The sequence below is a fragment of the Williamsia sp. DF01-3 genome, assembly GCF_023051145.1.
Lineage (GTDB): Bacteria > Actinomycetota > Actinomycetes > Mycobacteriales > Mycobacteriaceae > Williamsia.
This window is the reverse complement of sequence record NZ_JALKFS010000005.1, coordinates 786,588-805,382: the sequence shown is the minus strand read 5'-3', so window position 1 is coordinate 805,382 and position 18,795 is coordinate 786,588. Positions and strand designations below refer to the sequence as shown.

The window sequence follows — 18,795 nt, the reverse complement described above, 5'->3', positions numbered from 1 at the left end:
TATGAAGCACAAGCTCAAGATTCCCAAACTCGGTGTGGCCATGAACGAAGGATCGATCGTCGAATGGCATGTCGAGACCGGTGACACCGTCAAGCCCGGTCAAGTGATCTACACACTTGCCACCGACAAAGCCGAGTCCGAGATCGAATCTCCCGTGAACGGCATCATCACGATCATCGGAGAGGTCGACGAGACCTACCCCGTCGGCACGGTCGTCGCGTCCGTCGAGGCGTGACCGCCGCCCTCTGACCTGATCCACATCCCGGTGCGCGCAGAGTGTCTGCCGCCCCGCAACTCCTTTGGAGAACCGCCCATGACAACGCAACTGAACCGTCCCGAAGCCCACACCGAAACGCCGGACACCGCGGCGGCACAGGTGAAGCCCTGCATCCCCGACGATGCGATCGACACGTCGAGTGTTCCCCATCGGATGGCCGACGGGATCCACATACGCTCCGAGCGCTACTACGACAAGGAGTTCGCCGACCTCGAGAACAAGAAGATGTGGATGCACACCTGGCAGTGGGCCGCGAGGCCAGAAGACATCCCGCTGCCGGGTGACTACATTGAATACACGATCATCGAGCAGTCGGTGATGATCGTGCGGGTCGACGAACACACCATCAAGGCATTCCACAACGTCTGCCCGCACCGTGCGACCCAGCTGGTCCCCACGACATCGTGTGGAACGTTCGGTGGCGGACAGATCGTCTGTCCCTTCCATGGCTGGCGATGGAACACCGACGGTACCCAGTCTTACATCTATGGCAAGACCGGGTTTGTCTCCGGCACAATCGATCCGGACAAGATGGGCCTACGCGAGGTGCGCTCGGTGGTGAAATACGGGTTCGTCTGGCTCAACTTCGACGATGACGCGCCCTCACTAGAGGAGTTCTTCGGCAGCTACGACAACCACCTGGCACCGACGGGTATGGACAGAATGCGGGTGCGGTGGTGGAAATACGCTGTGCTGCCGTCGAACTGGAAGGTCGCCATCGAAGCGTTCATGGAGGCATATCACATCATGCAGGCCCACCCGGAACTGGCGCTCGGCGCCACGGGTGACGACTACAACATCGACGGTCTGAACTTCTACCACCACGGGATGGGCCATGTCGACACCACACCCCCGTTCGACCCCGAGAATCCGACAAGCACCTTCGCGATGACCAACTCCCCCGTCAAGGGAATGAGTTTCGGCCGCTACTTCATCGAGCAGAATCGCGTCCTGTTCGAGGGAACGGATGCCGTGAGCACCGCACGTGACGAGTTCATCGCGGACCGGATCCGGGACCTGCCCGACGAACAGCTCTTCCCCCGCTACTACGAGGAACTGTACAAATACGCAGCGGACGCCGACATCCCACTACCCGATCCCGATCCCAACGCCGCGACATTCGGCTTCCTCTTTCCGAACATGGTGATCTTGGGAATCACCGGCAACATGCTCTTCTACCGGGCGCGGCCGAACGGGACCGATCCCAACTCGTGCATCTTCGAGGCCCTGGCAATGCAGATACCCAGGGAAGACGACGTGGACAATGCGCCGGCTCGTCCGGAAGGCCCCCTCGCCGTGGAGGAGTGGCCGTTCGTTCTCCGCCAGGATGTCGAGAACATCAGCCGACAGCAGGTGGGATATCGGTCCGACGCCTTCGGTGAGGCCACGATGTCACCTCGGTACGAACCAATGATCTACAGTCTGCACAACGAGATCGACCGGTACATCGCGTCGAAATGAGCCGACCCCCCAACCGTCGGGTGCAGCCTGCCACCGCAGCGGTGGTCGTGAGAGTTGATCCCGGTGAACACGACATCGAGGTTCGCGCGGGTGAGTCCCTCATCGAGGCTGCGTGGCGGGCCGGCTACCAATGGCCCACACTCTGCTACGGGATGGGCACCTGTACGGCCTGTCAATGCGAGGTTCTCGACGGCCTCGACAACCTCTCGCCGCGAACCGAAGCCGAGGAGCACATGCTGGGTGACCTCGGCAGACGCAAACGGCGGGCCAATCCGCGGCGGGTGCGACTGGCGTGCCAGCTCTTCCTGACGGGCGACGCGACGATCCGCAAGCCCGGCGTGCGTGTCACCGAGAACGTGGAATCAACCACCGCGACAACCGAAGCCGGATCCCAAGTACCTACGGACAAGGAGTCCAGACGATGAACACCCCTTATGACTACGACGTTGTGATCGTCGGGTTCGGCGCTGCCGGCGCCTGTGCCGCCATCGCGGCGGCAGAGAGCGGCGCCAAGGTCCTGGTTGTCGATCGCGCCCTCGGTGGTGGGGCGTCGGCGTTGTCCGGAGGTGTGGTGTACGCAGGTGGGGGAACTCGGTATCAGCAGGAGGCCGGGTGTCCCGACGATGCCGAGAACATGTTCGAGTACCTGCGTCAAGAGGTGCAGGGTGTGGTGGACGACGAGACCCTCCGCCAATTCTGTGACGGCAGTGTGGAACGCCTGAGCTGGCTGGAAAAGCACGGCGCACAGTTTGATTCATCACTATGCGAATACAAGACGTCGTATCCGACCGATCGCCACTACCTCTACTACTCGGGTAACGAGAAGGCGTACCCCTACAACCAGTACGCCACGCCCGCACCGCGCGGACATCGGCAGGTGGCCAAAGGAATGAATTCGGGCCGCGTCCTCTGGGAGAGACTGCGCGACGCGGCACTGGGGCTCGGCGTCACCGTGCTACCAGCGACCCGGGTCGACGAACTGATCATCGAGGACGGCCAGGTGCGAGGCATCCGCGGCCGGACGATGCCCATCGACAACGACGAGGCACACCGGTATCGCAGGCTGGCCTATCTCGGTGCCAAGTTGACCAACTGGGTACCCGCCGTCGGAAAGTCCCTCAACCGGCTCGCAGAACGTGAGTGGGCGGCGTCGGCCGAGGTCCTGACCGTTCGGTCGCCGACCGTGATCCTCTCGGCAGGCGGATTTGTGTTCAACCGTGACATGACGCGCGAACTCGCCCCCGCCTACAACCTGATCTCACCATTGGGCACAGAGGGGGACGACGGCAAAGGCATCGCTCTGGGGGTCAGTGCCGGCGGTACCACCGCACAGATGGAACGTGTCACCGCCTGGCGATTCTTGTCCCCGCCCGCGGCCATGCTCGAAGGAATCGCGGTCGGGGTCAACGGCAAGCGAATCGCGAACGAGGACCTGTACGGAGCAACCCACGCCGAGATCATGGTCACCGAGCACGGCGGCAAGGGTTACTTGATCGCGGACTCGGCCATCTGGCGGCGCGCGCGAGCGCAAGTACGCACGCAGACACTGCTTTTCCAGCGAGCCCAGCTCGCCTCGGTGTTCACCACCGGGCACCGCAAAGCCAACTCGCTGTCTGAACTGGCAGACAAGCTCGGCATCTCCGCCTCCGGGCTGGCCGCCAGTGTCGCCGAGTACAACGACGCAATCGCTTCGGGGACAGGAGATCCCGCGCACAAGGCCGCACAGATGTGTGCCCCGATCGAAGAGGGCCCGTTCTACGGCATCGACATATCTCTGCGCGAGTCGCTGGCATATTTTGTCCCGGGCCTCACCCTCGGGGGCTTGCGAGTTGCCGGAACGAGTGGTCTCGTTCTCGACCGCCACGATTCGCCGATCGCGGGGCTCTACGCAGCCGGACGGACCGCGGTGGGGATCTGTTCGAGGTCCTACGTCAGCGGACTGGCACTGGCCGACTGTGTGTTCTCCGGCCAACGTGCAGGTCAGCACGCCGCGCTCTCGGTGGTCGGCGATTCACCGGCACAGGACGCCCGTCATCCGGCCTCCGTTTCCAGCGAGACGTAACGTGGACCATAATGTCGGTGCAGGCCATCATCGACCTCGAGGAACACGTGACCACGACGGCAAACCAGCTCGGTCGCCCTATCGGCGCGAACAGCGAGGAGACTCGCAAACGCATCATGTTCGCGGCGATGCGCCTGGTCGCAGAAGTGGGATACACCCGAGCGACGATCCGCGAGGTCGCCCGCGAAGCCGAGATGACCAGCGGCACTCTGTACCACTACTTCCCGAACAAGTCCGAGCTCGTCAGAACCACCTTCAACGAGTTCGCCGGGACAGCGGTCACCAGAATGGCCGAAGCTGCGTTGACCGGCAACACCTTGTTGGACAACCTCGTAGCGGTCCTTGACGAAGCCGATCAGGTGATGCGGGAGTTCCCCCACATCGCCGCATTCGAACAGGCAGTGCGCGTCGAGGGAGCCCAGCACCTCAACCTCCAGGTCGCCAGCAATTCGATCTTCACGACGATGCGAGGGCTGCTCGAGCAGATCGTGACCAGTGGTGGCCCGCACGCTCTCACCACCGATGTCGACGGCACCGTGAACGTCCTCTACGCACTGCTGCGAGGACTGGTGGAAACCGCTGCGACCGCCTCGCCGGACGATTATCACAGCACACTGCGGTCGGCGAAACTGCTCATCCGCGGCCAGTTGTTCAACTACACCGAACTCACCTAGCCCGCGGACAACCCGCGCCACGATCCGGCGTGAGAATCACTACGTACGAAATATGTTACTCCACAAGACTTTTGACAGAGGAGTTGGTCGTGCCATGGGAGAAATCTGGACCCTGGTCGAATCACGTGCCCAGGACACCCCCGACGCCCCGATGCTCGTCGATGAGCGTGGGCGGACACTGACGTTCGCCCAGTACCGTGACGTTGCCGAATCGGTCGCCGCCGGACTCCTCGATCTCGGACTGAGCCCGGGGTCGACCGTGAGCTGGCAACTACCGACCAGCGTGGAATCAGCGGTCCTGATCGGCGCACTGGCGCGCGCCGACCTCATTCAGAACCCCCTGATACCGGTCCTGCGCGAAGGCGAACTGGTACCGCTGTTCACCGACATCGCACCCGATCTGATCATCGTGCCCCCCTCCTTCCGCGGCCATGACCACGCCGAGATGGCACGTACCCTCGCCGCCGGCCACCACGCTCAGGTCGTCCTGTGCGACCACACGCTCAGCGAGACCATCGATCTGCCTCGAGGCGACCCGGCCACCCTGCCACCGCCCGCACCAGGCGGACCGGTGCGCTGGATTTACACCACCTCCGGCTCCACCGCCACCCCCAAAGCCATCGCCCACACCGACGCCTCTGTCGCCGCCACCTCCAACGCCACCGTCGAACAGATGCCACTGGGCTCCGACGACGTGTTTCCCATGGCCTTCCCCATCGCCCACATCGGCGGCATCTCCTGGCTTGCCGCCGCCTGGCGCACCGGCTGCTCACTGGTCCTGATCGACCAATTCGACCCCGCCACCAGCCCTTACGTGATGGCCCGCCACGGCGCGACCATCCTCGGCAGCGCCACGCCTTTCATGATCGCCTACCTCAACGCCCAACAGGAACACGGGTCCGGGCCCCTCTTTCCGCACCTGCGCTTCTGCATGGGTGGCGGCGGCCCGATCCCACCCGGCCTCAACGCCCGACTCCAAGAAGAACTCGGCGGCCGCGGCATCTTCAACGGCTATGGACTCACCGAATGCCCCATCGTCGGCTACCCCGGCTGGGACGACAACAACACCATGCTCGACGCCTCGGCATTCCTGCCCGGCCGTGACGTCTCGGTCCGTATCACCGACCCCGACGGCCACGACCTACCACCCGGCACCCAAGGAGAACTACGCTTGCGCGGGCCGCAGATGTTCACCGGATTCCTCAACCCCGCCCTCGCCGCCACCAGCCACGACGCCGACGGTTACGTCCGGACCGGCGACCTGGCCATTGAAGACAGCGACGGCCACGTCACCATCACCGGCCGGCTCAAGGAGATCATCATTCGCAACGGGGAGAACATCTCCACCGCCGAACTCGAATCCGCTCTCGCCGTCCACCCCGGCGTTGCCGACGTCGCCGTCATCGGACTACCCCATCCCATCAAGGGCGAACTCATCTGCGCAGTCGTCGTCCCGGCCGACGCCACCCACCCGCCCACCAAAGACGCACTCAACCAGACATGTGTCGCCGCTGGGCTGGCACCCTTCAAACGCATCGAGCAACTCCACTATCGGAGCGAACTACCCCGCAGCCCGATGGGCAAACTCATGAAGACGGTCATCACCACACAAACGGTCACCGCGGCGACGAACATCTTACCCGCGGCGTCGGGCAGAGATCGACCGCGCGGAGAACACGCCCGGTCCGAGGGGTCTGCCCGACTCATACGGGTCGCGTGTGTCGCGCGGAGGCAGGTCAGAATTCGATGGACACCTGGTCCGACACCGGCCGTGCCTGACAGCCGAGTATCAGCCCGTCCGCGATGTCCTCCTCGTCGAGTGCTCCCACACTCGTCATCTCGATCTGTCCGGACAGCACCGTGGCCTGGCACGAACCGCATTCACCTTCTCGGCACGAGTAGGGCGCGTCGACGCCTCGTTCGAGTAGCACGTCGATCAGCGTTTTCGATCTGGGCCAATCGAACTCATGAGTCACACCGTCGAGCAGAACGGTGACGCCTGCCGAGTCTGCCTCGTCCTCGTCGCCGCGTGCGGTGACGATCGTCGCCGGTTGCGTGAACGGGTCTTCCGACAGCGACACGAAGTTCTCGATGTGAATCTGCCCGCGGGGCAACCCGATCTGCTCGAGGGCCAGTCGCGCACCTCGCATGAAGGGCTTGGGCCCACAGATGAACGCCTCGAAACCGTCGTACGGCTGCAACATCGACTGCAGCGCTGCGGTTGTCGGCAACCCCTGCACGTTCTCGAGCCAGTGCAGGATGGTCAGACGGTCGGGATGTTCGGCGAACAGTTCACGCAGGGTGGCAGCGAAGATCACCGAAGCGGGGTCACGATTGGCGTAAAAGAGCACCACTCGACCGGTGCCATCGAACAATGCCGTCTTGACGATGGAGAGCAACGGGGTGATTCCGCTGCCGGCGCCGACCAGCAACAGATCCCGGTCGAGATCCTTCGGTGTGAAAGCGCCCGCAGAGACCAGACTCTCGATGACATGGCCCGCGGCGACGTTGTCGCACAACCAATTCGACCCGTAACCGTCGACCGTTCGCTTCACCGTCACCCTGAGCGCGTCGTCGTGCCCCGGTGCGCTCGAGAGCGAATAGCATCGTGCGACCGACCCGGTGCGCTCACTCGGGATCCGCAGCGTGAGGAATTGCCCGGGCCGGTATCTGAGCCCGTCGCCCGGGTGGTCGAAAACGATCGTCTTGGCGTCGGGGGTCTCGGTGATGACCTCCCGGACCGTCAGTGCGACCGAGCCGTTCACAGCAGACCCCGGTTCTTCCAGAGTGCGTTCTCGGACCTGGTCAGTCGATGGCACGGGCTGCCTCCAGTGGGTATTCGGTGGACGGCGAAGCGACCATCGAGTAGATGAGGTCGGTGAGGGCGGCGATCGTTCCTTCCCGCGTCAACCGAGCTTTGGTGTTGCGCACCAGGAACCAGGACCGTTCCATCATCGCCATGACACACACACCCGTGGTGGCAGCGTCCTGCATGGTGCGCCCGGACAAGCGTTCGAGTTCGCGGCCGATGACACCGGCGGTCTCGGCGTGGACTTTTGCCACCGCCGCTTGGAATCGGGCGTCTGGTGGCGAGTCGTCGACCGACCGGATCGAGAACGCCCCGGTACGGTCGAGGTAGTCGAACAACTGACGAACCCACGCCTCGAACTCTCCCTTGCCGGCGCCTATCTCGATTTGTTCCAGCGATCGCACCGCCGCGGCCGTCTCCTGCGTGGTCACGGTGCCCAGTTCGATGAAGATGTGCCGCTTGTCGCGAAAATAGTAGTAGAAACTGCCACGGGCAACCTGGAGTCGGTCGGTGATGTCCTTCACCTGTGTGCCGGAATATCCCTTGCGCTCGAACACATCCCGGGCTGCATCCAGGAACGCTTGCCGGGTCACGGCCGACTTCGGGAGCTTGGCCTCACTCAGTTTCACGCACAAGCCCTATCGGGCAGATACCGACAGGCTCTTGGTGTCCGCATCCTCGACCGGCGGATAGAAGTCACGGGCCCAGGTACGCAGCTTACGAAAGCCTGCCGCCTCCGATGGTGAGAGCCCGGGAGGATCCATGTAGCGCTGGTGATTCCAGATGTTGACGTCATCGACGAGCGCGGCCTTGCCGTTCGCGATGAATCCTTCGGGATCTTCGCTGCCCTCATCGATCCAGTAGGTGCCGAAGATGTCACTCACCTGGTCATCGACCGGGGTCGGGCAGATGCCGGTGACCCGGATGCCGTTGCGCATGTGCTCACCACTGAAGCTCAATCCGACTCCACTCCACAGGATTTCGAGTGTATTGATGGTGTCCTGCGGGTCGTCGATTCCGTGCTGCCACTTCTTGCCGAAGCCGACCTTGGCCGCCCACGAGGCGTTGTCCGAGGTCTCGCGCAACACCACCGGGCTGATCGGCGTGTGGTGCACATACCGGAAGTGATGCGGGTCGACGGCATTCTCGGCGATGGTCTGCGGGTGAACGCGCACGTTCTTGGTCAGGGCGCGTGCGTTGGCATCGACGGGCCGGAACGTCGTGGCACTGATGTGGTCGCCGAGACTTCGCAGGGCGTCGGGCACCTCCCACATCGGATCCCGGCCGAGGACGTCGTGCCAGATGTAGACGGAGTCGTTTCGCTCGCTGACCGGCCAACTGCGCACCTTGCGGGCGCGATTCGGCTTCGCCTCGTACGGGATTCGCACGTTCCGGCCCCGCCCATCCCAGACCCACCCGTGAAACGGGCACTGGATCCCGTCGTCCACGACGCATCCACCGACGGCCAGATTGGCACCGAGATGCTGGCAGTGTGCGTCGAGCACGTGCACCTGGCCGTCCTTGCCGCGAAAGGCGACCAGTTCGGAACTGAAGTAGTGGAGAGGGACAACATCGCCGATCGCCAGGTCGGCCGACCAGGCGACCTGAAACCATCCGGTCGGGTGCATGCTGAGCTGACCCATCGAGAACCTCCTGAGAAACCGGGCCCGCCACTTTTTTGGCGCAGGCGTCAAAAATTGATAACCCGACGATACGCCTGGCTACCGTCCGCTGTCCAGACATGGCCAGGTCCGGAAGCGTCAAAACGAAGCTTTCTCGGTAATCGCATTGCACCGCAACCGGTTCCGAACTCCCCACCGATGAGAACTCGAATCCTCGGAACACACAAGTCGTTGATTCATCTAACTCAATGGTGATATACGTCATAGGCGGCCGCTCAGGCCCTGGCTCGTCCGCCGAGCTCCACCATCGATCAAAAAGGAAACCTCCATGGATTACCGGATCAAGGGACGTGTGGCGCTTGTCGTCGGCGGCAGCAAGGGCATCGGCAAGGAAACGGCCAAGATGCTCGCCGCCGAAGGCAGCAGAGTCGCGATCGTGGCCCGTACCCAAAAACACATCGACCGCGCCGTGGAAGAGATCACGGCCGCCGGCGGGGATGCGATCGGCGTCCCGGCGGACATGAGTTCGCAGGAAGGCATCGAGTCGGCGGTCGCGACCGTGACCGAGCGACTGGGCGCACCGCTGATCGTGGTGACGCAGGCCGACTTCCATGTGCGTGGTTTTTTCGAGGAGATCACCCGTGCCGAGGACTACGTGGACTCGTACCGCACCTACACGCTCAGTCAGGTGCACATGCTGCACGCCGTACTGCCCTCCATGCGTGAGGCCGGCTGGGGCCGATTCGTCCACATCGGGTCAGGAACGGCCAAAGAACCCCAGAGTCTTCCACCGCACACGGTCGCAAACGCCACCCGCCCCTCGACGGTCGGGCTTCTCAAGAGCGTGGCAGACGAATACGCCCAGTTCGGCATCACCATCAACACCGTGGCACCGGGCTGGATCGCCACCAAGACCACCAACTGGTATCTCTCGACACACGAGGGGCTCACCGACGACGCAGCAGGTAAGCAATGGCTCATGGAGAAGGCCGGCGTGCCGGCCGGCCGTGCCGGAGATCCCGAAGAGATCGCCTCCACCATCGCCTACCTGTGCTCAGACCAGGCCGGCTACCTGAACGGCCACTACATCTGTGTCGACGGGGCACACCACCGCTCGGCCTTCTGAACAGCTCCGGCCAGAGCCCACGGAACCCTCCTCACAGCGGAACAGGTCATGACGGGGGTGACCTTCAAAACTGATGCAGCGTCAATTCGGCACGAATAATTCCGCGGGTTCAGCCGATCGCGGACTGCAGCGAGGCACGCAGGATCAAGACCTGGGCGGAGACCAGGTCGTCGAAGGGCACGCCGTCGCGGGCGAAACCGTCGACGCGGGCGGCGGAACTGGTCAGCATCACCACCAGCGAGCCGGCGACGCCGACCGCGTGGCCGGTTCGAACAGCCGGCGCCAGTGCATACGTCACCGACATCATCAACCGCAGCAGCACTCTGAAATACCGTGGGTCCTCGTCCACCTCTGCAGCGACGATCGTCTCCAGCAATCCCCGCCGACCACTCCAGAACTCATAGAACAGGGTGACGAATTCTTGGTAGTCCTTTCTTCGACAGCGGGATTCGACAGCCTGGAGGCGGCATGGACCACCGGGGAGAACAAGTCCAGATGACGTTGGGCGATCTCGGCGGTCGCCGAGACCAGATCGGGGAAGTACGTGTAGAAGGTAGCGGGTGACACGTTCGCCGAGCGTGCGATCTCCCCCACGGCGATCTCGCGATGGTGGACATGCAGGCACCGTTCCTCGACGGCATCGAGTATCCGCTGGCGTGTTTCGCGCCCCTTGCGTCCGGCAGCCGTTCCCGCGCTGGTGCGGGCCGAATTAGTCATTGTTCAACCACCAGGTCACCCGCCCAGTCTGCCATCATTTGCCATACCGGTGGGAGGACTTGACAGCCCATCAATTACGAACTTGTGTGAGCCTGTGACTGAAGCACTTGGGACCACGGACGCAACCGACCGTGTTGCGCGATTCGCCGCGCAGACTCGGGCGCGATGCGGTACGGCTGCGGCGATTACCTGGCGGCGCCTTCCGGGGATCGTTCCTTGTTCAATCAAAAGGTGACGACGACCCCATCGCCTTCCTACGGGTCGACGAGGGGCGAGGCGGGCTGAGCAACACCTCCTTCACACTCGCCCGCGAGGCAAAGGTGATCGCAACCATGCGTGCGAACGCCATCCCGGTGCCGGGCGTGCTGGGCAGAACGCCGAGCCGCCGGCACTGCTCATGGAATTCCTTGCCGACCAGACGAAGCTGAACAAGGAGCTGGCCGAGCAGGTGGGGCCCGAATACCTGGACGTACTGGCCAGAATTCATCGGATCCATCCGACCGGGGTGCTCACCGACGCGCCGCTGGACGGATCGGCAGCACAACAGGCCGACCTGGACTGGTGGACCGAACTGAACAACGACAGCGCCGATGCCTCGGCCTATCTGGACCTCGTTCTACGCGCGCTCCGTCTGTCGAAGCCTGAACCCGACCCACAGGCGGTCTTCCTGCACGGCGATGCCGGTGCCGGCAATTTCCTGGTTGCCGACGGTCACCTCGCCGGCCTCATCGACTGGGAGATGGCACATACCGGTGACTTCCACGAGGACGTGGCCTGGGTCTGCATGCGGATGGTCTTCACTCCGTTCGGCTCACCGCAACAACGCCTCATCGGCTACGAGAAGGCCAGTGGCCGTACTGTTGTGGCGCCAAGACTGTCCTGGTACAAGGCCTACGTGACCTGGAAGTCCCTGGTGGCCGTGGACCGCACCCTGCGTCAGGGCGGAGGGCGGGAGACGTTCGTGGTGCAGACGTCGCGAATTGTCGCGGCCGCCTATCAGCCGCTGCTGTCCGAACTGCTGTTGAGTGTTCTCGCCGACGCCGACGTCTCCTCACCCAAGGCCGACGAGGTGATCGCGGAGCTGTCCGATCTGTCGGCCGCATTCGAGAAGGCCGCCCAGTCCAACAGCACAGTGATCCGGGTACTCGAACGTGCCCGAGCAGGAGGATATCTCTCGTGACATCGGTATTGACGACGGCCGACGACACCTTCCATCTCCCGAAGGACGACAACGATCCGTGGTGGACCGAAACGGTGTGGTTCGCCTGGATGATCCCCGAGCGACAACTGCTCGGCTACTACTACGTGGCGTTTCGTCCCAACCTCGGCGTGTATTCCGGTGGGGTCACCGTCTTCGACGCATCAGCCGAACTCCCGTGGGAATTGCCTTTTCACAACTGGGACTGGCACCAGGCGATCCCCGAGGGGCTCGACCTGAGGAATGCCGAACTCGAGAACGGCATGGGCATCATCGCCGAAGAACCCGGCACCCGCTACCACCTCACCTACGAGCACCGCCGTGGGCTGAGCCTGGACATGCACTACACCGCCACCTGTCCGCCGCTGCTGAGTCTTCAGGTGCCGCCCTTCATCCATGGCCACCTGGACCAGATCGGTCATGTCACGGGCACCATGGTGCTCGATGGCGAGGTTCTCCCCATCGATTGCCTCGCGATGCGTGACCGTTCATGGGGCCCGCGTCCGGAGGGACCTCAGCCACGTGCCGGGTACAGCTACGGTGCCCTGCCCGGGGGCACCGCCTTCTTGGCCGTCGGGATGTCCAAAGACCACGCTCGCGAGATCACGACCGGCTTCCTCCATCGCGACGGGACTCAGCATCGTCTGACGTCGGGCACCCGCGAGGTCGAGCGGGACGGCGACGGTCGGCCCACCGCCATCCACATCGATGCCGTCGACGAGGACCGACGATCTTTGGTCGTCCACGGCCGTGTTGTCAGTCAGCAAGTGCTGCCGGTGTATTCGTCCATGCTCTGCTAGAACAGCCTGGTGGAGTGGACCGTCGACGGCGAACGATGCTGGGGCGAGGATCAAGACACCTGGCATCCGCGGAAGTGGCGTCAGTTCAGAGAGGGCTTACAGAGGAGCACGATCGCATGACGGAAGCCTCGACTCCCATGGACGACGCGTTCCACACGCCCGACGACAGCCGGTGGTGGACCGAAACCGTCTGGTTCTCGTGGATCGTTCCGGAGCGCGGACTGATCGCTTATGTCTACCCCGTGTTCCGGCCCAACGTCGGCATTCAATTCGGTGGCGTGGTGGTGTTCGGGGACAAAGCCGTTTCGCCGTGGGAAGAACCGGTGAATGCGTTCGACTGGCATCAACCGCTCCCGCCAGACCTGGACCTGCGCGACATGACGCTGGCCAGTGGCCTGTCCATCCGGGTGGAAAAGCCCGGCGAACTGTATCGAGTTCAGTATTCGGGTCGCGACACGGAGTTCGATCTGACCGTCCGAACCGCAGGGCCTGCGCTCGTGACCCGGTCGGCCACACCACCTCTGGGAGCCGGCCACGTCGACCAGATGTGCCACGTCACCGGTCACATGACTCTGGACTCGGAAACCATCGCCGTCGATTGCCTGTCCATCCGAGATCGGGCGGCGTGGGGGGTCAGGCAGGACGGCAGGCAGCCGCGCGTTCACTATTCGTGGGGTGCCGCTTCTGCGGACGAGTACTTTCTCACCGCCGGCATACACCGCGATGGCGTCGACACGTTGACCACCGGATTCTTCATGCGTCATGGAAAGTGGTCGCCAGTCGTCAGCGGAGAACGCCGGGTGCGCCGTAACGATGCCGGCCAGGTCACTCACGTCGAGATAGCAGGCCGGGACGAACTGGGTCGCGAACTGTCGGTCAGCGGAAAAGCCACCGACCGACACCTCTTCGAGGGATACCCGGGCATGATCTGCTGGACCGGTCTGATCGAGTGGGACCTCAACGGACAAATTGCGTGGGGTGAAGATCAGGACGTGTGGTCGCCAGGAGGGTGGCGCCGGCACCGACTCAGTTCTGCTCGCTAGGCAAGCTTACAAAAGACGTTCAGCCGCAGCATATTCGGTTCTCGGTGGCGACTCGGGTGGGCACGACACCAGGCGTTCGGAGCGAGCACGCACGCAAACCCGGCCTGAGCGAGACAGAACTGTGCGCACCGGCAATTCGACGCCGGTGCGCACAGCTCATCCGATCAACTCATTCCTTCAGCCGTTCAGCCGCCCATCGAGTACAGCGCGGGGTCGGCCGGCATACGCTCGAACTCCGTCAGATTCCCTTCTTTGTCGGCCGTAGCAAGGATGCCGTCTGCACTGCAGGTGTTCGGCGAGAACGACAGCTGCTTGCCGTTGCACTGGAACATGATTCCGTCCGAGTTCGGCAGTTCTGTCGGCGGCGCAGACTTGAGGGCGGCCAGAATTCCCGCTGCCGAGGTGTCCGTGATGTTCGCTGCGTTTAGCGCGTTGGCGAAACCGACAACCGGCGAGTAGCCGGTATTCGTCGTCGTCGAGACGCCGGCACCGTCACCCCACTTGCTCAGGGCCGCAGTGAACAGTTTGACCGATTCCAGATCGGGATTGAGGTCGGCCGATGCCGCGACCTCGACACCTTCATAGCCCCCCGGGATCGAAGAGCTCGTCCCCGGTTCTATGCAACGCTCGATGATCACTGTTTTGGCGTCCGGTGCCACGGTCTTGATCGCCTTCAGGGCACTGGTGCAGAAGTCAGCAGAGCCGGCGATGTGGTAGAAATCCGGATCGTTTTCGGCCGCACTGGTGATCTGGGGTGTCATGTCGGCCGTGCCGGGCGGGACCGAGGTCGTGCTGACAGAGAGTCCGGCGTTCTTGAAGAATATCTCGGCGATCTTGGCCGCACCCTCGGCCGCCGGAACGCCGATGATCACCTGGTCGACCTTCTTGAATCCCTGCTTCTGCGCCCACGCGGCGGGTCCACCGAAGAAGGACAACCCGTTGAAGAGGGAGAAGACGCCGGGAGTCGTCAGTCCCATCTGGGTGGGCGCGATGTACATGACCAGCGGGATACCGGTGGGAGCAAGGACGGTGATGACCGAGTCCAGCGTTCCGAGTGTGCCGCCGAGCACGGCCGGCACCTTGGCGGCCACCATCTGGTTGGCACAGTCGGTGGCCGTCGCCGGCACACCCAGCGTCTCGCACACCTTCAGTGTGATCGGGTGCCCCCCTAGGCCACCGAGGTACTCGTTCACGTACGACGCTGCCGCCTGTGCACCCTTGATCTCGTCTTCGTTGTTGATCGTCGCGCCGGCGCCTTCACTGATGAAGCCCAAGGTGATGGGGGTACCGGTCGCCTTGTTGGGGGTGCCCAGCGACGATTCGTCCACACTCGCCTCAGCAGAACCGCCTGAGTCGTCATCTGACCCACACGCGGCGAGACTCGCCACCATTACCCCCGCGATCATCGCCGCAGCGATTCGCCGTCGGCGTCCGTCGAACTTCATTTTGTCTCCTTTGGGTTGGACCCCGCCCGTCATCGAGATGCTTGGGTGGGTCGAGAACTGTCGGGTCGCATCCGGGTGGTCAGGTCATCCGTCGAACCGAAGACCCTGACGCAGAATCCGGGGCTTCCAACGGCACATCTGCTTGATGACTGGGGCGGGCTGCATGATCGAGAGCCGACGTCGACCATCGGTGCCGGTCCGTGGAACCGCCGTCGACTTTCGATCACCAACCGACCATAGGACAGGTCCAGCAGGCCTGACAGCGTTTTAGAAAAAGTATGAAGAGTTCTTTCATATAACTATTTAGCTCATTCGAACCATCCTGTCCTAGAACTCTCCGTGGCCACCTCGGACCGCAGAGGGCGCCGCTGCGAGGCGGCAGAAACGACACGGACCATTGCTTGTTGTTGCCTCGCCGTATACATTCAGAGCGAGTGACGCCGGACACTCGGCGATGCGCTGTAGTCGACGCTGCGACGCAGATCCCGCCGCCCCGTGCCGCCGATCGAGCCTGCTCCGAGTCCGGTGGCGGCGTCCGCTGCGGCGATTCGCCCATCCGAATCATCAGCTGCCGCTGAGCATCTGCCAGACATAGAACCTCTACGCGGCTCCGGTACTGGCACCGGCCGCTCGGCCACCCGGCTGCACGTAGACGTCCAGCCGCAGGGTGCCCCGAAACCCGAACACTCGATACGGGGAGACAACCAAGTGACCATCACAGCCAACCTGAAGTCGGTGAGCGAGGCAGCAGCCGCACTGTCTCCCTGGGTCCCAAAGGCCCCGCTTCATCGCATCACAGACGCAAACCCTGAACTGCTGAGCGGTCCGTTCCTTGCTCCGCCGACGCGCGAGTGGAGTCCGTTGAACTCGGGAGTGGCACAAGCGGAACCACCGATCGTCAGCAGGTCACGATCCGCTGGAACGACGTCGGTACCAGCGAGTCCCTGCCGACCTCGATCTTCGTGAGGTCAACGCCGTCGATGTTGAAGAACCGCTTGATGTCAGCGGTCACCGGTCTCGGCCGCATGGAAACGACCTTCTACAAGAGCTGCCGACCTGGCCTCGCGAAGGTCACCGCGCCGGAGTGTTATTTCGCCGCATCCGGAGCAGGGCACGACATCTGATCATCCTGGAGGACATCAGGAGCAATGGCGGACGACCGTGCGAACTGACCGAGGATTGCACACTGTCGTTCGCGGAGGGCCGATGGACACTTTCGCCGCTTTGCACGGGCAGCATTGGGAAAGCCCGCGATTCGGCACCGACTTGTCATGGGTGACACCGCTCAGTCACCGGGTCGGTTTCAAGGCCCTGGCGTGGCAGTTCCGGAAAATGCGTGTATCGCTCACCGAACGTTCAGACCTGTCGCTCCCCGTCGAGGTGCACCGCATGTGCGAGTTCGTGAATCAGCACGACGCTGACTTGTACCGACGATGGGATCAGGGTCCGTTGACACTGATCCACGGTGATACACACCTGGGCAACACATTCGAGACCACAGATGGTCGTGCCGGCTTGCTGGATTGGCAACTGGTTCACCGCGCGCCGTCGATGCGCGAGGTCGCTTACACGCTGGTCTGGTCGGTACCCACCGAACTGCGTCGCGAACACGAGTCACATCTGATCTCACGCTATCTCGAAGGGCTGGCGGCCAGCGGGGTTGCCAAGCCGCCGACATACCAAGAAGCATGGGCCGACTACCGGTTCTTCGCCTTTGATGCGTGGGATTCCATCGCATTCGGTGTTGCGTGGCCAGGGATGCAGTCAGAGGAAACCGTCACCGAGGGCTTCCGCAGGGCCAATGCCGCGGTCGCGGACCTCAAAGTCGCGGACGCGCTGAGAGATTATCTGCATTGATGGTGGTCGCCGCGAGAAGATCGGTCGCACTGCCCGCCGCTTCGGTGGACACGTTGACTGGGCCACGTTTGAGTCCTGTGCGAGCCACAGCGCACGAGGGGCTGGAGGTGACGTTTCGATGAGATCCCGTTCAGGCCTCGTCGGTGTCGACAAGTACGAATTCCGGCGCTTTCACACCACTTTCACCGATGTCCACGATCCGGGCCTTGACTCGTTGGCCGATCCGGAGGGCCTGGGGTTCGGCGACCACCACACCGGTCATGCGAAGCCCCGGTTGTTCGTCCAGTTCGATGATGGCCGTCACGTAGGGCGGCTGGTGACCCGGCACGGTCACCTGACGGATCACGATGTAGCTGAAGATGGTTCCGAAGCCACTGACTTCGTCGAACCGCACCGGGCCACCGGTGATCCGGCTGCGTTCTAGCGGCGGATGGATCCACGTTCCGGTGTCGACGCACCGGCAGATCTTGAGTTTTCCCTCGGCGAGGGCGTTCCAGTACGGCGCCGAGTCGGGATCCGGAACCGGCAACGGGGCAAGCATGAGTGAATCGGTCACGGGCGTTCCCTGCTGTAGATGTTGGCTCCGCCGAACGGGCCACCGCCTGCGGTGACCAAGGCGAGTTCTGCGTTGTCGACCTGCCGGGCGCCCGCCGCGTGCCGGAGCTGTGTCACGGCCTCGAAGTGATGGTTGAGACCGTGTATGTATCCCTCCGACAGCAGTCCGCCGTGCGGATTGACCACCACGTCCCCGCCGTAGGATGCCCTTCCGGTCGCGAAAAACTCTCCCACCTCACCCTTTTCGCAAAATCCATATCCCTCCATCGTTGCCATCACCGTGTACGTGAAGCAGTCGTACATGCACGCGACGTCCATGTCGGACGGCCCGAGCCCGGTACGCTCCCAGAGCTTCGGCCCGGCCGAACGCGAGTACATCGCCGCAGGATCATCCCACTGCGTCCAGCCCGAACCGCTCTGCGAATTGCTCGACCCGACGAGCCACACCGGGTCGTGCGCCCCGTCGGCAGCCACGTCTTCGGCCACCAGCAGGATGGCCACCGCGCCGTCGACCTCGGAGGTACAGTCCAGCACCCGGAACGGTTCATTGATCCACCGGGCCGCAAGATATTCGTCCATCGTCAGCGGCTCGCGTCGCAACGCGTGCTCGTTGGGTACAGCGTGCGCTCGTTGGGTGATCGCGATGTGCCCGAGATCCTCTTCGGTGGACCCGTATTCGTGCTGATGCCGTCGCGCCCACATCGCAAACCACTGTGGTGGCACCAGGAATCCGGACGGGGCATCGAACTGATCTTGTTGATCGACCAGCAGTGGACCCTCGACGGTTCCGAAGCGGTGTCCCGACCGACCGTTCAGCGACCGGTAGATCAACACCGCCCGGCACATTCCGGCCTCGATCACCGCTGCTGCCGTGGCGATCTGGTCGGCCACCAGGTTCCCGCCGCCATACATGGCGTTGGCCCACGACAACTCGTCGATACCCAATCCCCAACCCACCGTGATCGGCTGGGCCGAGTCGTTCACCATGAAGGTGCAGATGCCGTCCACGTCAGCAGGTTTCAATCCCGCATCATCGATGGCACCTCGGCACGCCTCGATGGCCATCGCCAATGGTGTTCGGTTCGATCGGCGCGAGTAGTCGGTTCGTCCGATCCCGGCGATTGCACAATTCATCTGACTGTCATTTCC

The 18,795-nt window shown here is 63.2% G+C and carries 17 protein-coding genes and 2 pseudogenes; 11 read left to right on the top strand and 8 right to left on the bottom strand.

The window, feature by feature from the left end:
• Position 1: 1 nt before the first annotated feature.
• From MVA47_RS05740 to MVA47_RS05715, 6 genes and pseudogenes are all read left to right on the top strand, one after another.
• Positions 2 to 235, top strand: coding sequence for a biotin/lipoyl-containing protein (locus tag MVA47_RS05740; RefSeq protein WP_247207039.1), 234 nt, complete (start codon positions 2 to 4; stop codon positions 233 to 235).
• A gap of 78 nt (positions 236 to 313) precedes the next feature.
• Positions 314 to 1,738 carry an SRPBCC family protein gene (locus MVA47_RS05735; protein ID WP_247207038.1) on the top strand — a complete coding sequence of 475 codons (1,425 nt, stop codon included), beginning with the start codon at positions 314 to 316 and terminating at the stop codon, positions 1,736 to 1,738.
• Complete coding sequence (locus MVA47_RS05730) at positions 1,735 to 2,163, top strand: 2Fe-2S iron-sulfur cluster-binding protein (protein ID WP_247207037.1); 429 nt, start codon at positions 1,735 to 1,737, stop codon at positions 2,161 to 2,163. The genes MVA47_RS05735 and MVA47_RS05730 overlap by 4 nt, the downstream gene beginning before the upstream one ends.
• Positions 2,160 to 3,800, top strand: coding sequence for an FAD-binding protein (locus tag MVA47_RS05725; protein ID WP_247207036.1), 1,641 nt, complete (start codon positions 2,160 to 2,162; stop codon positions 3,798 to 3,800). Before MVA47_RS05730 ends, MVA47_RS05725 begins: the two co-directional genes overlap by 4 nt.
• 17 nt (positions 3,801 to 3,817) lie before the next feature.
• On the top strand, positions 3,818 to 4,474 hold the full coding sequence (locus MVA47_RS05720) for a TetR/AcrR family transcriptional regulator (RefSeq protein ID WP_247207035.1): 657 nt from the start codon (positions 3,818 to 3,820) through the stop codon (positions 4,472 to 4,474).
• Positions 4,475 to 4,526: 52 nt separating this feature from the next.
• Positions 4,527 to 6,047 (top strand): annotated as a pseudogene (locus tag MVA47_RS05715) (class I adenylate-forming enzyme family protein); the annotation flags it as partial.
• A 163-nt stretch (positions 6,048 to 6,210) separates the two neighbouring features.
• On the opposite strand, the gene MVA47_RS05710 reads toward MVA47_RS05715, so the two are convergent.
• From MVA47_RS05710 to MVA47_RS05700, 3 genes are read right to left on the bottom strand one after another with little or no spacing between them, the layout of a single operon-like run.
• On the bottom strand, positions 6,211 to 7,260 hold the full coding sequence (locus MVA47_RS05710; protein ID WP_247210613.1) for a ferredoxin--NADP reductase: 1,050 nt from the start codon (positions 7,258 to 7,260) through the stop codon (positions 6,211 to 6,213).
• A gap of 19 nt (positions 7,261 to 7,279) precedes the next feature.
• Complete coding sequence (locus tag MVA47_RS05705; protein ID WP_247207034.1) at positions 7,280 to 7,912, bottom strand: TetR/AcrR family transcriptional regulator; 633 nt, start codon at positions 7,910 to 7,912, stop codon at positions 7,280 to 7,282.
• A gap of 9 nt (positions 7,913 to 7,921) precedes the next feature.
• Positions 7,922 to 8,926, bottom strand: coding sequence for a Rieske 2Fe-2S domain-containing protein (locus tag MVA47_RS05700; RefSeq protein WP_247207033.1), 1,005 nt, complete (start codon positions 8,924 to 8,926; stop codon positions 7,922 to 7,924).
• Between the two features lie 307 nt (positions 8,927 to 9,233).
• Here MVA47_RS05700 and MVA47_RS05695 point away from each other — a divergent pair, with 307 nt between their 5' ends.
• Positions 9,234 to 10,031 (top strand): SDR family oxidoreductase, encoded by a 798-nt coding sequence (locus MVA47_RS05695; protein WP_247207032.1) that lies wholly within the window; start codon positions 9,234 to 9,236, stop codon positions 10,029 to 10,031.
• A 109-nt stretch (positions 10,032 to 10,140) separates the two neighbouring features.
• On the opposite strand, the gene MVA47_RS26965 is transcribed toward MVA47_RS05695, so the two are convergent.
• Entirely contained in the window at positions 10,141 to 10,656 is a 516-nt protein-coding gene (locus MVA47_RS26965; RefSeq protein WP_308280497.1) for a hypothetical protein, read from the bottom strand.
• A gap of 471 nt (positions 10,657 to 11,127) precedes the next feature.
• Here MVA47_RS26965 and MVA47_RS05685 point away from each other — a divergent pair.
• The 3 genes and pseudogenes from MVA47_RS05685 to MVA47_RS05675 form a co-directional block, all read left to right on the top strand.
• Positions 11,128 to 11,928: pseudogene (locus MVA47_RS05685) on the top strand (phosphotransferase); the annotation flags it as partial.
• The gene (locus MVA47_RS05680; protein ID WP_247207029.1) at positions 11,925 to 12,746 is read left to right on the top strand and encodes a hypothetical protein; all 822 of its coding nucleotides are present in this window, start codon (positions 11,925 to 11,927) and stop codon (positions 12,744 to 12,746) included. The pseudogene MVA47_RS05685 and the gene MVA47_RS05680, both read left to right, overlap by 4 nt.
• 116 nt (positions 12,747 to 12,862) lie before the next feature.
• Complete coding sequence (locus MVA47_RS05675; protein ID WP_247207028.1) at positions 12,863 to 13,789, top strand: hypothetical protein; 927 nt, start codon at positions 12,863 to 12,865, stop codon at positions 13,787 to 13,789.
• Positions 13,790 to 13,974: 185 nt separating this feature from the next.
• On the opposite strand, the gene MVA47_RS05670 is transcribed toward MVA47_RS05675, so the two are convergent.
• Together MVA47_RS05670 and MVA47_RS26660 are read right to left on the bottom strand one after the other, a co-directional pair.
• On the bottom strand, positions 13,975 to 15,234 hold the full coding sequence (locus tag MVA47_RS05670) for an ABC transporter substrate-binding protein (protein WP_247207027.1): 1,260 nt from the start codon (positions 15,232 to 15,234) through the stop codon (positions 13,975 to 13,977).
• Between the two features lie 898 nt (positions 15,235 to 16,132).
• On the bottom strand, positions 16,133 to 16,261 hold the full coding sequence (locus tag MVA47_RS26660) for a hypothetical protein (RefSeq protein ID WP_281504678.1): 129 nt from the start codon (positions 16,259 to 16,261) through the stop codon (positions 16,133 to 16,135).
• 179 nt (positions 16,262 to 16,440) lie between these two features.
• Here MVA47_RS26660 and MVA47_RS05665 point away from each other — a divergent pair, with 179 nt between their 5' ends.
• Positions 16,441 to 17,091: a phosphotransferase gene (locus MVA47_RS05665; protein ID WP_247207026.1), complete on the top strand. Its 651-nt coding sequence runs from the start codon at positions 16,441 to 16,443 to the stop codon at positions 17,089 to 17,091.
• 130 nt (positions 17,092 to 17,221) lie between these two features.
• Here the strand turns inward: MVA47_RS05665 and MVA47_RS05660 are convergent, their stop codons facing one another.
• Complete coding sequence (locus tag MVA47_RS05660; RefSeq protein WP_247207025.1) at positions 17,222 to 17,647, bottom strand: OB-fold domain-containing protein; 426 nt, start codon at positions 17,645 to 17,647, stop codon at positions 17,222 to 17,224.
• Positions 17,644 to 18,780: a nonspecific lipid-transfer protein gene (locus MVA47_RS05655; RefSeq protein WP_247207024.1), complete on the bottom strand. Its 1,137-nt coding sequence runs from the start codon at positions 18,778 to 18,780 to the stop codon at positions 17,644 to 17,646. The genes MVA47_RS05660 and MVA47_RS05655 overlap by 4 nt, the downstream gene beginning before the upstream one ends.
• Positions 18,781 to 18,795: the final 15 nt, after the last annotated feature.

Bases quoted from the DNA above. Each gene is read 5' to 3' on its own strand.
- MVA47_RS05740 (WP_247207039.1), top strand. From the start codon at position 2: ATGAAGCACAAGCTCAAGATTCCCAAACTCGGTGTGGCCATGAACGAA.
- MVA47_RS05735 (WP_247207038.1), top strand. From the start codon at position 314: ATGACAACGCAACTGAACCGTCCCGAAGCCCACACCGAAACGCCGGAC.
- MVA47_RS05730 (WP_247207037.1), top strand. From the start codon at position 1,735: ATGAGCCGACCCCCCAACCGTCGGGTGCAGCCTGCCACCGCAGCGGTG.
- MVA47_RS05725 (WP_247207036.1), top strand. From the start codon at position 2,160: ATGAACACCCCTTATGACTACGACGTTGTGATCGTCGGGTTCGGCGCT.
- MVA47_RS05700 (WP_247207033.1), bottom strand. From the start codon at position 8,926: ATGGGTCAGCTCAGCATGCACCCGACCGGATGGTTTCAGGTCGCCTGG.
- MVA47_RS05695 (WP_247207032.1), top strand. From the start codon at position 9,234: ATGGATTACCGGATCAAGGGACGTGTGGCGCTTGTCGTCGGCGGCAGC.
- MVA47_RS05675 (WP_247207028.1), top strand. From the start codon at position 12,863: ATGACGGAAGCCTCGACTCCCATGGACGACGCGTTCCACACGCCCGAC.
- MVA47_RS05670 (WP_247207027.1), bottom strand. From the start codon at position 15,234: ATGAAGTTCGACGGACGCCGACGGCGAATCGCTGCGGCGATGATCGCG.
- MVA47_RS26660 (WP_281504678.1), bottom strand. From the start codon at position 16,261: ATGCGGCCGAGACCGGTGACCGCTGACATCAAGCGGTTCTTCAACATC.
- MVA47_RS05665 (WP_247207026.1), top strand. From the start codon at position 16,441: ATGGACACTTTCGCCGCTTTGCACGGGCAGCATTGGGAAAGCCCGCGA.
- MVA47_RS05655 (WP_247207024.1), bottom strand. From the start codon at position 18,780: ATGAATTGTGCAATCGCCGGGATCGGACGAACCGACTACTCGCGCCGA.